Origin of the sequence: Leptolyngbya sp. FACHB-711, assembly GCF_014695615.1 — a bacterium.
Taxonomy (GTDB): domain Bacteria; phylum Cyanobacteriota; class Cyanobacteriia; order Elainellales; family Elainellaceae; genus Leptolyngbya_A.
In genome coordinates this window covers 1-13,890 of sequence record NZ_JACJOR010000592.1, presented here as the reverse complement: position 1 = coordinate 13,890, position 13,890 = coordinate 1, and the positions used below count along the sequence as shown (strand labels likewise).

12 protein-coding genes are annotated in these 13,890 nt (G+C 45.8%); all 12 read right to left on the bottom strand.

The window, feature by feature from the left end:
• On the bottom strand, positions 1–283 hold a 283-nt coding region (locus H6F80_RS28755), incomplete at its 3' end, for a glycosyltransferase family 2 protein (RefSeq protein ID WP_190794935.1).
• On the bottom strand, positions 276–1,313 hold the full coding sequence (locus H6F80_RS28750; RefSeq protein WP_199296883.1) for a polysaccharide deacetylase family protein: 1,038 nt from the start codon (positions 1,311–1,313) through the stop codon (positions 276–278). The genes H6F80_RS28755 and H6F80_RS28750, both read right to left, overlap by 8 nt.
• A complete protein-coding gene (locus H6F80_RS28745; protein WP_190794934.1) occupies positions 1,310–2,071 on the bottom strand; it encodes a class I SAM-dependent methyltransferase in 762 nt (253 codons plus the stop codon). Before H6F80_RS28745 ends, H6F80_RS28750 begins: the two co-directional genes overlap by 4 nt.
• Positions 2,072–2,080: 9 nt before the next feature.
• Positions 2,081–3,025 carry a glycosyltransferase family 2 protein gene (locus H6F80_RS28740; RefSeq protein WP_190794933.1) on the bottom strand — a complete coding sequence of 315 codons (945 nt, stop codon included), beginning with the start codon at positions 3,023–3,025 and terminating at the stop codon, positions 2,081–2,083.
• An 87-nt stretch (positions 3,026–3,112) separates the two neighbouring features.
• Entirely contained in the window at positions 3,113–4,147 is a 1,035-nt protein-coding gene (locus H6F80_RS28735) for a glycosyltransferase family 2 protein (protein ID WP_190794932.1), read from the bottom strand.
• Between the two features lie 33 nt (positions 4,148–4,180).
• Entirely contained in the window at positions 4,181–5,752 is a 1,572-nt protein-coding gene (locus tag H6F80_RS28730) for an ArnT family glycosyltransferase (protein WP_190794931.1), read from the bottom strand.
• A 10-nt stretch (positions 5,753–5,762) separates the two neighbouring features.
• Positions 5,763–7,172 carry a glycosyltransferase family 4 protein gene (locus H6F80_RS28725; protein ID WP_190794930.1) on the bottom strand — a complete coding sequence of 470 codons (1,410 nt, stop codon included), beginning with the start codon at positions 7,170–7,172 and terminating at the stop codon, positions 5,763–5,765.
• Entirely contained in the window at positions 7,162–8,136 is a 975-nt protein-coding gene (locus H6F80_RS28720) for a glycosyltransferase family A protein (RefSeq protein WP_199296882.1), read from the bottom strand. Before H6F80_RS28720 ends, H6F80_RS28725 begins: the two co-directional genes overlap by 11 nt.
• Before the next feature lie 81 nt (positions 8,137–8,217).
• On the bottom strand, positions 8,218–9,936 hold the full coding sequence (locus H6F80_RS28715) for a glycosyltransferase family 39 protein (protein ID WP_190794928.1): 1,719 nt from the start codon (positions 9,934–9,936) through the stop codon (positions 8,218–8,220).
• Between the two features lie 105 nt (positions 9,937–10,041).
• The gene (locus H6F80_RS28710; protein ID WP_190794927.1) at positions 10,042–11,652 is read right to left on the bottom strand and encodes a glycosyltransferase family protein; all 1,611 of its coding nucleotides are present in this window, start codon (positions 11,650–11,652) and stop codon (positions 10,042–10,044) included.
• 40 nt (positions 11,653–11,692) lie between these two features.
• A complete protein-coding gene (locus H6F80_RS28705; protein WP_190794926.1) occupies positions 11,693–13,210 on the bottom strand; it encodes a glycosyltransferase in 1,518 nt (505 codons plus the stop codon).
• 65 nt (positions 13,211–13,275) lie between these two features.
• Entirely contained in the window at positions 13,276–13,728 is a 453-nt protein-coding gene (locus tag H6F80_RS28700) for a hypothetical protein (RefSeq protein WP_190794925.1), read from the bottom strand.
• Positions 13,729–13,890: the final 162 nt, after the last annotated feature.

Here is a 13,890-nt window from a genome sequence, read left to right as displayed (position 1 = left end):
TCATGCCGCGGTTTTTATGTCCATTATGTTCAACATAGAAAATTTTGTCTGGATATTGCTGGGCATAGTGCTGAGCGATCGCCGTACTCTCATCGGTTGAGCCATCGTCTGCCAGAATCAGTTCCCAATTGCCATAGGTCTGCGCCAGGATACTCTCAATCGCTTCCTCAAAAAAGTTCTCCTTTTTCGCATTCCAGAAGATAATGATGCAGGAAACTAAAGGTTTTTGATCAAATGATTGGATGGATGATTGGTTGGACGATTGATTTATTGTTTTAGTCATTAAACCACCTCTCTAACTGCTGCTTAAATTCTTCGCCGTTCCAGTTTTCCACCGCGATTCGAGGTAATTCAAAGCGATCGCTCCCCTGCCAGACGAAATCTGCGGCGGTAGAACAGGCACACTCAAAGCCTGCTTCCTGAGCAATCGTCACGGTTTCTGGAGCGTAGTTTCCGAATGGATAGGAAAAGCTCATTACAGGACGATTGAGGAGCGCTTCTAACCTTGCCTTACTTTGCTGAATCTCAAGCTGCTGGTGATTTATCGACTGAGCAGACAAAAAGGGATGGGTCAACGTATGAGCGCCGACTTCAATCAGGCTGCTGTGCGCTAATTCCATCAATTCAGTTTGAGAGAGAGGGCGATGCGTGGGGCGCGGCGTTGGTTTTGTTTGTGCCCATGCCCGAATTTGATCTAGTAAGGTCCGGCGATCGACTTCAGCAAGCGGGAGTAACTGTTGCCAGATCGTGTAATAAAAAAACAATCGTGAGCCGGGTTGAGACTTCCAGGCAGGTTGATGGCGAGCACGTTCAGCCTCTTCTACGCGATAGGATGCGGCTGCACCCAGTTCCCAGCAACAGGAGTGACCGTTAATATCGAGCAAAAGCATTTCCGGCAGTTGTCCGGGCTGGAGCAAGAGCTGCTCTAACTCATCCCACCAAAATTCCTGCTCGCACCCCACATATCCTGCGGTTACAAAAACCGTGACTGGAATGCCATACCGTTCCAGCAAAGGCTTCGCGTCATACAGGTTGTCGGCATAGCCATCATCAAACGTTAAAGCCACTGCTCTTTGCGGCAAATTTCCCTTCTGATACAGCTGGACCAGCGTTTGCAGGCTCATAGGGTGAGCTTGGTGCTGCAATACTTCTAACTGCTCGGAAAAGTGTTGCGGCGTGACGCAGAGACTCCAGGGATCGACATTGACCTCAGAGATACGGTGATACATCAGAATCAGGGCTTTCTGTCGGGTCAAACGCTTCTGGAGCTTTTTAACAGCACAATTTAAGCGACTCACTTTCAAGCGGTTCATGACAGCACCTCAGGTTTGACTGCCCGAATCGTAATCGTGACTGGGTAGCCAGGATCACAGTAATCAAGTTCGTCGGTGTGAACCTCCTGAGTTGCCAGGCCCTGTAGAAATGCAGTGGCAATTAAGACATTCCCGAAGCTCTCAACCTCAACGTTTTCGGTAGGAAAAAGCTCTTCAAAGAGCCGCTGTGCCGATAGCGGAGTGAAGCTCCAACACCAGCATTTGTTCCACTCATGGTCATTTAGCGGCGTTATTCCAGGAATGGTTACGAGCAAAACGCCACCGGGCTTTAAAACTCGGTAAGCGGTCTTCAGCGCCAGCCGCACTTCGTAAATGAGCTGGAGGGTTTGCGTCAGAATAAGGCAATCGAAACTATCCGAGGGAATGTGCGGTGCGTCTGTTAAGTCACCCACGATCGTTGCCTCAGCATTTCCTTCTTCCACATGCAGAACATCGCTTTGCGTGACGCGATCCCCGCCATATTTGCGCGTGTAAAAGTGATCCCCGATCGCCAATACTCGTCCCCGAATATCCTCAGAATGACGAGTCATGAAGTTCTCGATGTAGTAGCGATCGATAGGCAGCCCGCGATCTAATCCCCAGTTTGAGCTGATTGGCTTTAAACGGCGTAAGTTCCCCCAGCGAGCCATGCCCAAAGGGGGGCTGTGCCTGTAGGTATGCCACTGCTGCTTCAACCATGAGTGAACGGGCTGAGGCAATACCCGTTGAGAGAGTTGTTTTAATAGCGCTGGATTCATAGACCAGTCTTATAGGAGGCGGAATGCTGCTTGCGGCATTAACTTACTGAACTTTTTGATTGCACCCTGAGTGCGAGAAGATAGATTTTTTAATTTGGATAGAACAGGATGGCGGTAAGGGAAGATTGCTTTGTTGAACGCTTCCCAAATTTGAGAATCCGTGATGCCCTGTTTTCTGAAATATCCCTCTAACCAGTTCAGGAAATAAGAACGCACCTGATGATACTGACCGGCTTGATTCACAATAGAACCACAGGAATCGGGATGAAGCCGATATTGATCCCAACATTCGTCAGCGACAAAAACTGGAAAATGAAGATACAGTTTGGTGAAAAATGCTTGGTCTTCGTAGAGCTGATACATTTTTTGAAATCCTTCCTCAAAACCTCCCAGATATTCGACCACACTGCGTCGCAGCATGATATCAGTAGGAGGAGGAGGAGTCGTCCTTCCTAGGGGGTAGGACAGGGTTAATAGTTCTGGTGGGTAATAGAGCCGATTCGCTGCGGCATAAGTCTCAGGAATCGCGTCTCGCTCACGGTCCTCAGAATTGCCAGTCCAGCTTTGCCAGTAAATACTTTTGCCATAAACCATTCCTGCCTCCGGATAAAGCTGCATGACCTTGATCTGCTGCTCTAGCTTGTGCGGCAGCCAAACATCATCGGCATCAAGAAACGCAATGTATTCGCCTTTAGCATAACGGATTCCTAGATTGCGAGTCGCGCTCATCCCCCGGTTTTGATGTCCTTCGTGTTCTAGATAGCGAATCTTTTCAGGAAACTGCCGAGCATAATTTAGAGCGATCGCCGTACTGCCATCGGTAGAGCCATCATCCGCCAACAGAAGTTCCCAGTTACCATAAGTCTGGGTCAGGACGCTTTCGATCGCCTCTGCAAAAAACTTCTCCGCGTTAAAGAAGATGATGATACTGGAAACTAGCGGTTGACTGCTCATAGCTGTCTTTACTATCTATCTTTTTTATCGATGTTCCTTATGCATTGAGTCCGGACGAGTGAAACAGCAATTGCTCCCGTTAAACAGTTAGGAAGTTTCGTGCCCTACTTTATAGAATTGCAATCGCGAAACTACTCTATCTTTCAGCCAATATTTGCCCAGCCGCAGAACTAGAGGAATTACCTTTCGATAGACAGTTAGAGAATGGCTACAATTTAAAGATTCACGAATTTGCGTCACTGCTGCCTGAAAATCCCGTGAGCCGATGAGCTTGGGAACGGTATGGTAAAGTGCATCCAGTGCCCAGTTTTCTCTTGCTTTTGCAGCCAGCCAATCTGAATTTACTGTAGGTAGGTAGGATTGAAAAATCGCGATTGCCCGACGGATATCTCTCATATTTTCACCAGTTCGGGTATTGCGTTCGGTGCTGGAGTTTGAGTGCATTCGGTAAAGGGCTAAAGGTTCGGGTTCATACCAGATCGGATAATGTGCCGCAATTCGCACCCACATTTCCCAGTCTTCGCTCCAGGACAGACGACTGTCAAAGCCGCCCAGATGCTCGTAGACATCCCGCTGCACCACGATCGCGGGTGTTTGAATTCGCTGCTTAACTGCAATACGCTCCAGCCAACGATCCAGGATTCCGCTTTCAGATTGCTCCAGCTCAGAAAGGTACTGCCAGTGCCCCCGTTCGTCCATCATGATGTGGCGACAAAAAGCAGCCCCAATGTCGGGTCGCTGCTCAAAGGCACTTTGCAACTTGTGATAGAACCCAATACGGACGCGATCGTCGCCGTGTAGCAGGTGAATCAATTTTCCTCTAGCGCGCTCTAAGCAGGTTTGGAAGTTTTTGATATGCCCCACATTCTGTGGCTGGCGGTAAAATTCAACCCGACCTTGTCCCACTTCTTCAACTACAGCAGCCGGATCGTCTCGGGTTGAGCCATCATCAATCACTTCGATTTGCATCATTTCTACACCAGGGTCCTGCATCAGCACACTCGCTAAGGTTTCACGCAAATACTCAGCGCAGTTGTAGGTCGGGATCATCACTGACCAGAGCGGCTGAACTGCCTTAGGTATCTTTGGAATGGCTGCACGATACAAATGATTCTCGCTCATAGGTCGATACAAATTTAATAAAGCTGCAATTAATCAAGAAATGCGATAGATTAACCCTGCGTCACCGCTGTACTTCAATTCAAAATTCTGTTCGATATACTCAATAAATTTAGAGTTACTGGCTCGCAGCTTTTCATACTGAGAAGTCACGATACCAATCCAGTCCGATCCCTGGTTATGCAGTTCCTCCAATAATGAAATTAAATCCTGATCTTGTCCTGCGGCTAAGTCATCCCACCAGGGAATTTCTGACCATGCAGGTGGAAAAATCCATCCCCGCCTATGACTGTAATAGATCATTACAGGATTACCAATTTCATCGGCAATGCTAACTACGAGATCATCAGGCTCAGCTAACTTCTGCAATTCGATCCCCAGCCTGTAGCTAGGCTCTAGAACAGGGCGATACACGGAAGGCAATCGTCTATGGCCAAACAGACCGATGACCAGCAGAATAGTGAGTATGCAAGCCAGCACGACAGGAGTTTGTGAGCGTCGCCGGAACAGAGAGGCGATCGACAAAATTGCGTGCCCTGAAAGAGCTGCTGCTGCCGGATTCGCCAAATGAAAATTGTAGGGCTGGTCAACAAGATGTTTACACCCAATAAAGTAGTAGACTCCAACCCCAACAATCCACCAATGAAAAAACCAGGGAGCCTTGCCCCAGAAAGCTTCTGGATCAGGGTTTGAATTTGAAAGCTGCTGAGGGGGAGGTAACACCAACCCTAGACAAACAAGACCCAGTACAGGTTTTGTCCAGATCCAGCCATCGAAATGGCGATACAGTTTTGGCAGGTAGTATCTCTCGTTAATCCAGGTCATAAAGCCCTGATCCCAGAGCCAGCTTCCTGCACCCGCAAAGTGATGAGGCGGGTAATTCAGATAAAGATATCTTGCCCATAAGTAATAGGCAACCACGGGAATAAGCGTTAGCAAAGCTGCAATCGCGCTCGTTACAACCATTCTGTAATTCAGACGCTGCTTCTGTCTCAGGATCGTGAAGCTTGCATAGAGCATCGGAATTCCAACGACCAACCCAGTCAGCTTAGTTAGGAAGCCCCAGGCACTAATAACGATCGCAAGCCAGAGGTCAAAAAAACGTTCATGCTTACAGTAGCGAACTAGAAGCCAGCATCCTGTGGTGATAAGAGCAACCATAGCTGGATCGGGTAGGAATTCTCGGTCGGTAAAAATGCTGCCAGGAATCAGCGCCATTACGGCGGCTGCCATTAAGCCGTGCTTTTGATCCCACACTTGGCGTGTCAACTGATAGAGAGCAAAGATTCCCCATAAGCCGAATAAAACCGCAACAGATCGTCCAACCCAGTTATGTTGACCTACCATGCTGTAGAGCAGTGCTGCAATATAGCTGACCGTTTGAAATTCTCGCCCGTTGTAGCTTGGTCCAGGTCCATTCCAGCTAATTTCTGGATATAAGATATTCCAGTTTCTCCGCCAGAAATTGTCTGCCATCATGGCAGTGCTGGTTTCTCGCCAGCCATACTGATCAACAAACGGCTGATCAATTAACTGAAGACGCAAAGTTGCAGCACCGATAATAATGGCAGTAAGTAAGAGCTGAGTTCGAGAAATCCTTATCTTCATAGATCCAATTTCATTCCCCTAATCTTTCAATACAGCGTTCTTTACAGCGTTCTCCGCTGAATAACTGCTGCATTGAGAAGAACTTGAGAAACTGTTGACCGACTGCTTCCAGGGAAAAAGCTGCTTCGACACGACGACGGGCGAGTTTGCCTAGCTCAGATGCCCAGCCCGGTTGATCGAGTAGGCGATCGAGCGCAGATTGAAACGCGACCACGTCGCCGCAGGGTACCAGCAAGCCCCCGGATGCTTCTCCCTGGTTCAGGATGTCGGGCACCCCGGATGCTGCCGCTGCAACCAAAGGCAATCCGCAAGCCATCGCCTCGATCGGGGCAACCGGAAACCCTTCAAACACTGATGGAAAGGCATACACATCCCCAGCAGAAAGCACACGACGAATTTCACTGCGGTCTGTGATGTACTGATTTATCCAGGTCACATTTTGGATTGGAAGTGCATCAATTCGCTGCTGCAACACGTCGGCATCCTGCCCCGTTCCCAGGAGAAGCAGCCGTAGTTCCTGTTTGGGTCGCTCTGCACAAATGTTTGCCCAGGCATCCAGCAGAATATCTAGCCGTTTGGTGCTCATCTCAATCCGCCCGTGCCAGACGACTACCTGCGCTTCAAGCGGCAGCCCTAGAGCAGCTCTCGCCTCATCTCGGCTCATTGCAGTCCACTGTTTTAAATCGATCGGGTTAAAGATTTGAGCGACTTTGTGGCAGGGCAAATGGTAGCGATCGCTCACTCGTTGAATCTCGGTTTGAGGTGCGATCAGCAGTCCATCGCAAGCATTGATAGTGAAAGGTCGTAGCGATCGTCCGATCCGGTTTAGCTCGAAGCAGCCACTCTGAAAACTGCCGAAAACAGGCAATCTCATCCATTTACCTAGCAGAGTGCAGACATCGAAGCGCGGCGATTCATAATCCTGACATAAAATGGCACGACATCCGTGACGACGAATCTCCTGAAATACGCCCCTGAGAGGAGTTGCCAGATAGGGAGCTACCAGATTCAACCCTTTTAAGAAGCGGCGACGGTTTCCTTTGACGTTCCCTGCCATTTCCTCAAAGCTTTTCGCCAAGTAGGGATTAGGGTTCACCATCTGACGACGAATCGCTTGATAAGTTTTCGGTGCAGGCAAAACGCTAATGGTTGTACCCGTTGAAATATGCTGAAGTCGCAGCGGCTCAGTCACTTGTGCAGAGACCAAAATTAGGACAGTGCGGATGCCCACGAGTCGCAGAGCCTCGATGTAGCCTAGCAGCCATCCCCCCGGACCATCGGTACAGAAAGCTTCGAGGGTAACGTCGATGCTCTCTAAAAAGTCATCCCACAGGTCGCCCCAGGGCAGCAGCGCAATGCTAAATTGAGGCTGTCTTTCTGCAATCGTCACTTCAATTTGAGTCTGCTGTTCAATGACCATCTTGACACTGCACCTCCCTTAATTTATGAGGTAATCGCAGGGCACGCCATTCCTGCAAAAACTGCTGCTGAATCACCTTGAGTATCAGTCGAACTCCAGCTTTGATTATTTGCCAGGAGCGGCTACAGATTAACGCTTCTCGAAGCTGAATCAGCGCAGCTCTTGTATTTCCTTTGGTAGCCATTTGTTGAGCAAATGAGACTGCCCAGAGTGCCCAATTCTTGAGGGCAGATCGCGTCACCAAATCTGCAACAGATTCAGGTAGATAGGCGTGAATAATGGCAGTCGCGTTGCGGACATCCCGGATATTTTGCCCACTCAAAACCGATCGCTTGGTTAAGGAATTGGATCGATCGCGGTACAAAGCCAACGGCTCTGGTTCATACCCCACGGGATAATAGGCTGCAATCCGACACCACATTTCCCAGTCTTCGCCACAGCTCAACATCCGTGAATCAAAGCCACCGAGCTGCTCGTAAACCTCACGTCGAACGACCATTGCAGGAGGCTGTAGGGTTAACTCTGTCGCAATCCGTTCTAACCAGTTCGACAATATCCCTCGCTCAGTTTGCTCCACAATGGAAAAATACTTCCAGTGCCCGCACTCATCCATCAAAATCTGACGGCAGAATCCGGCTCCGATTTCCGAATATTGCTCAAACAGCAATTGCATTTTTGGATAAAAGCCATCGAGGATAGCATCATCTCCATGGAGCAGATGAATTAGATAACCCCGCGATCGCTGCAAGCACGTTTCAAAATTCTTGATATAACCAACATTCTCAAGCTGCTGATAGAACTGCACTCGCCCTTTGCCTAGTTCTTGAACCACCGCTGCTGGATCATCTTGAGTTGAGCAATCATCAACAACTTCAATCTGCATTAGCTCAGGTCCAGGGTCTTGAGCAAGCACACTATTTAACGTTTCTCGTAAGTAGCTAGCGCAGTTATAGGTCGGTATCATAACGGACCACAATGGACGCGATAGTCCGTTTTGAACAGGTCGTATTACTGCTTGATGAAGAGGTAATTCATTCATCTTAATTTATTTTCGCTGCTCCAGAACATATAGCGTACCGTCGCCCAGCAGCCATCTTCTGAACGAATACTGCTGTTTCACCATCCATCCAGACTCAGTAATGAATCTAAGTTTATATAAATACTTGAATCTACCTGTATTTTCTCCCCAAAGACAGGTAAAGCTGCTCCAATCTACCTTAACTCGTCTGTCAATATTGCTTTGTTGCGGCTCACAGGTTTCAAGCCGATTTGCAAAATGCCAGCCATTGAATTCAAATCCGCCATAAATTTGTTCAGGTAAAACTTTGGAATCTTCAATTAAACTATTGAGAGCTTGCCACCGTACTCGATTCCACAGCAGGTAGTCATGAGTTGCAGCAACAGTAAAGCTACCGTACACCAGCAGCAGGGCTGAAGCAGTAAAAGCCATTCCTGAGGGCAGCTTTTCTCCTAAAGAATCCTTGCTCAAAACAATGATAAGCATCATCAAAATAGGCATTAGAAAAAGCAAATAGCGATCGAACCAATACTGCTTATCCAGTCCTCCAATCACTACAAAATAAATAAAAGCGGCAGAAATAGCTAAAATAGGTAGCCATCCTTGATCTGAAGTATCTTCTTTCCAACGAGTCGTAAGATCTAAAAAGGCTGGAATGAGATATAAAATAATCACTGCCGCTCCAATAAATCCTATCAAGGTCAAAAGTTCCCAAGTTCTGTTCCATATTGCTTCTCCACCGGCATTGAGGCTAGAAGAGTAGCCGTCAAAGGCTTCGGGTCCTACACCAAAAGTTTCTAGGGTATTTCCAACAAAAGGCATTTGCCTGCCCTGAAGAACAAGGACAGTACCTGATGCTAGAAATAGCAAAATCACTAACAGATCTAAACGTCTATTTCTGAAAGATAAGCTTTTAAAGCGATCGGCAAGGCAAACTATTAAAAAGGGAAATAAAAACAATCCCAAGTAAACCAATATGATAATTGCATTTTCAAGATAGGTTAAAGCGACAGTCACTAACCCTTTGGAAAAGGTTTCTAACAAATTTTTAATCTGAAAACCATACAGGGCTGGCGTCTCGTTAACAGAGTTTAGCCAATGGGAATAACCTGCCTGCAATAATAAGCCTGTTATAGTTGGCAAAAAAGCTACAGTAAAATTTTTTATCTTTAATCCTTTTTTAGCCAGATAAGCCAAGCCGAAACTAGCAGTAATAACAATGCTGGATTGGCGATTTAAAATAGCAATGAATGAAATTAAAATGCCAGCTAGAACTTCTAAATTTGAGTTTAGCCTAAGTCCGCGAACGATGAAATAGAGCGATAAAATTGCAAAGGAAAATGAAGGAACATCACTATTAAAAGAATTTGATGAGCTAAAGTAGACAGGATTGAGAGCAATAACTGAAGCCCCAAGCAGAGCAAGCTGGAAATTCCCTGTCAATTCTCTTAACAGTCCATAAGATGCCAGCACGCCCAATAACCCCAGTACTAGCGTAGAGACACGAAGTACTGTGAACGAAAAACCAAAAGGTAAACAGAAGATAGCTCCCCAAACAACCTGTGATAGCAGGTTGGTTGCAGTCCAGTCAGAGAGCTGATACTCTCCTGTTTCTAGAAGCATTTTGACGGTCCAGCCGTAAGCCCAATCATCATTAAGCGGAAAATTGCCGATCGGGTTAATCAGCACGAGCATCGCCATCCAGACAATAGTGACTAGCAGGATGCTGACAAAATCAGGATTCAACCTAGAGATCCTGAGGGGCGATCGTAACGAGTTAGCTTTCATACTTGTTCCGCACCACGAGATAAAATTAATTTGGCTAAATGCTTATTCCTTATTGACAGTTTCCTATTCCTTACGCCTTACAAAAAACATGGTAAGCAAGTCATTAGCTCCTTGTTCCGTTCCTAGCTCTTGAATTTGGTAATCTGGATTGTTCTGTACTCTTTCCTCAAACCACTTTTGGTCTGCTTCGTTTAATACTAAAAACTGATCATGTTCCTCAAGAAAATTGCTGCTTTGAACGCTTTGAATAAAGGAATAGTGTGTGCTAATTGCATTTAAGTGAACGTAATCGCCCGTTGCGTAAGCACTGGTCACGTTCTTAGTTGCAGTTTCCCAATCCAAAATATGGAAGTAGCGGCTTGGCTTAGAAGAGTAGTAGAAGCGCGGGAGAAAGTCATGCCCTGCTTCCATCGCAATCGGCAGTTCTGGATATCCGTAGCTCAAATCATTTGCTCCCGGTTTCTGTGAATACTCAGGAAATTTTCTGGCATAGTAAAGTGGGTAAAGGATTATCGTTAATGTGAGTGCCAGAAGCGCGATCGAGCGTAGAGTCGAATACGAAAATCGGTTTCGTTCTCTATTTCTCTCTCTACTGCTCAATGCTTCAGGGGCAGAAATCATTTTAGAAATCAGGTAGGTTAATAAAATAGACCAACTGACCGTAATCGTTGGCAGAATATAGCGATCGTTTAATAGCGGTTTTACAGTAACAGTAATTATCCATGCTCCTAGCGGAACCAGCAGAAAGAAGATGGAAAGTATTAAAAGTGAAATTTCTCCGTGATCGAGCTGACTCACGAAGGAAGGCTTCGATATTATTTTTTCAGTTGATTTTAAGATACTTAGCAATGCTGAGATGGTTAACAAACCCAATATAAACCAGACAAACTTCGGAAAGGGAGTAAGCAAGTCAATTGCTTCCGATAAGCTGTAGGTATAAAACCATTTTGCCCCATTATTAGATTGATTAATGATTAAAGGGACTAGGGGTAACAGAATCATCCAGCCTGCTAACACTGATAAATAAAGCTTTTTTCTAAAAGTGCCAATATATTTATCGTAAGTTAAAAATGAAGCGAGAACCGCTGTGCTATATAAAATGCCGTACAGATGAGTCAAGACAATGGCAGCGTGAGCCAAAGTGTTGATTAAAAGAGAAGTGAAGGTGTATTCCCGTTTTCTATTTAGCGAGTCGTATTGAAGACATCCAAATGCACAAACTGCGGCAAATAAACCGTACATTCGCAGTTCTGCATTGTGATATAAAACAAGTTCGGACAGGCAAAAAATGCTAGTTGTGCCAACAGTAACCGACCAGAAATTATAGGTTCGCCGTAGTACCGTCCATATCATGATGTAAGCAATCGTGATCGTTACGCCGGAGAAAAGCCGCAGCGATAGTTCGATTGAGCCAAAGGATGAGCCAAAGATTTTGTCCCAAACCCAACCTATGATGAAGTAAAGCGGGGGAGCTTGATTAAACTTGTCGCTCCAGGCAACCAGCATGTGTGGTAGGGAAGGATCGTTTAATAAGTAGAACGACAGAAGCTCATCATTCCAGAAAAACTTTCTAGAAGAGACAACGGCGCATGAAATCAACAGCGATGCAACTGCAAGCGCAGGAATAAAATATTCCCAATACCGCTCATTAAAAGTAATCTTTCTGATATCCATTCAGTACGCTGCCCTTCAAACTAAACTTTTTGCAGCAATATTAATGCTTGCTTTTTAACATTCTTTTCAGCCAAAGCCGACGTAGGACTTCCCAGTAACCGCCGCCTACTTTAATTAGGCGAAATGAAGAAACGCCCATGTCCGGAGTCCGGTTAATCCAGGAGATTGGAACTTCATGCACGGAATAACCCATCAGCATCGGCTGTAGACCTGTTTCAGCATTGATTGCAAATCCGGGCTGTGTGATTTGAAGATTCTCAACAACCTCCCGGCGCATTAGCTTGAGATTATTTGTTAAATCCCGAATATCACCGCGCAAGAATAGAATACGAGCCAGAAAGTGAAAGCCACGATTAGCAATAATTTTCTGAATGGGATAGTTTAGCAAAACGCTATGGCGGGAGAAGCGGCTCCCCACAACGACATCGTATCCCTCTGCTGCTGCATCAAAGAGATCCCTAAGTTCAGGCAAAAGATGCTGAAAATCGCAGTCCATCGACAGAATATATCTACCTGTTGCAGTTCGATAACCATCTGCGATCGCCCTACCTACCCCATTGGGAGGCGTACGAAAAACAGGCTTAATCCTCGGATCTTCTTCTGCTAGCTGCCGTAAAATTATTCCTGTGCGATCTTGACTGTTGTCATCCACAGGAATGATTTCATGAATATAATCGCCGTATAGCTCTTTTAAGCGGGTCACCAATGGCTTCACGTTCATTTCCTCGTTGTGGCAGGGGATAACCACTGATATCGAGTTGTAAAGCGATACATGTTCACAAAGAGAAGCATCCGGGCATTCCACCCCGCGCGGCGGCTTCTGAGCATGAACGAGAATAGAACCTGCTAGGGTTTGAAGGACAGGCATATTTTCGAGCAGGATCGAGAGATTCCGCAAAAACCAAATTAGTGGACGGTTGAGAGGCGAATAGACAAAATCATTAAAAATGGCAAATACTCTAATAAAACCTAATTCAGAAATCAATTCATACAATTTAGGACGGCTGAGCAAGTGACGGGGATCTTTCTGTCCAAGCCATCCTGCCAGAAGCCGTCGCAACCTAAGAACTATATTCCAGGGATTGCTTTCATAGAATAGAATCTGTCCACCAGGCTTCAGAAGTTCGTAAACGTTTTGCAAGAACCAGGCACAGTTTCCAGCGTCCAACAAATCCATTGCAATGATGAAATCAAACTGCTCCGCTCCTAATTTGTCAGACTGAAGCGTTGCATTGATAAACCGGATCGAAGCGGGAAGATGATCAGGGCGATCGCCAGTTGGGTTGAACGTGACGGCAGTAATAGGATTCTCCCCGCGAGAAACACGCACTAACTGCTGAGTAAATAGTCCTCGACCACAGCCCAGTTCTAAAATCGTTTGCCCTGGTAATAGATGAACCATGTGGCGAAAGGATTGTGCTCGCCACAGGAGACGATCGCGGTAAATGGGATCTCGTTTCAGCCAGTAGCGATCGCGGTATTGCTCACGAATACCGAGTTTCTGTACCGCTGGGTCTATTGTTTCCTGAACAGTAGTCGATGGGCTTAATAAACTCATAATTTTTCTCTAAAGGTGCATTTGACTTGTTAACTGCTGAAGAATGAATAGAGTTTTCAGAATAATTAACTCACCTTCTCTACCAGCAGAACTGTTTCCCAATCTGTTGTAACTAAAGGCTTAACTCGATAAGCAGGATTAGCTAAAATCCTCATCTCTAACCATTGGGGGCACTGAATATATTCCCAATCTTTATCAACACTCTTCAGTGGACACTTCCTCCTATAATCCCGTTCATCTATAACAAGAAAGCGATCATAATTTTGAAGAAAATCATCACTTTGAATAATATTATTTCTGAACCTTTCCGGGTAAACACGTTTTAACGCATCTAAATGCTTGTATTCTTGTGGAGTAAACGAGCCACTATTTTCATTTACAGCAGCTTCCCAATCTAAAATAAAAAAGTGTCGGTATCTTTCAGAAGAATAATGAAAAATCTGCGTAAACCATGATGAGAACTGTATTGCAACCGGAAGATTTCTGTAATCAAGCTCAGATAAATCAACTTTCTGCAAAATAGTTCCGTGAAGCTCCTGCCTTGTAAAGCTTCTAGCAAATTTAATAGGTTGCGAGAGAAAATATGTAATTAAAATTGTGCACAATATCAAACTGGCAAGCTTCTTTAGAATATTGATTAAATTACTTCTTCTGACATTTTCTAAACCAAATTAGATCGG

Coding starts and splice junctions, on each gene's coding strand:
- H6F80_RS28750 (WP_199296883.1), bottom strand. CDS start 1,313: ATGAACCGCTTGAAAGTGAGTCGCTTAAATTGTGCTGTTAAAAAGCTC.
- H6F80_RS28745 (WP_190794934.1), bottom strand. CDS start 2,071: ATGAATCCAGCGCTATTAAAACAACTCTCTCAACGGGTATTGCCTCAG.
- H6F80_RS28740 (WP_190794933.1), bottom strand. CDS start 3,025: ATGAGCAGTCAACCGCTAGTTTCCAGTATCATCATCTTCTTTAACGCG.
- H6F80_RS28735 (WP_190794932.1), bottom strand. CDS start 4,147: ATGAGCGAGAATCATTTGTATCGTGCAGCCATTCCAAAGATACCTAAG.
- H6F80_RS28730 (WP_190794931.1), bottom strand. CDS start 5,752: ATGAAGATAAGGATTTCTCGAACTCAGCTCTTACTTACTGCCATTATT.
- H6F80_RS28725 (WP_190794930.1), bottom strand. CDS start 7,172: ATGGTCATTGAACAGCAGACTCAAATTGAAGTGACGATTGCAGAAAGA.
- H6F80_RS28720 (WP_199296882.1), bottom strand. CDS start 8,136: ATGATACCGACCTATAACTGCGCTAGCTACTTACGAGAAACGTTAAAT.
- H6F80_RS28710 (WP_190794927.1), bottom strand. CDS start 11,652: ATGGATATCAGAAAGATTACTTTTAATGAGCGGTATTGGGAATATTTT.
- H6F80_RS28705 (WP_190794926.1), bottom strand. CDS start 13,210: ATGAGTTTATTAAGCCCATCGACTACTGTTCAGGAAACAATAGACCCA.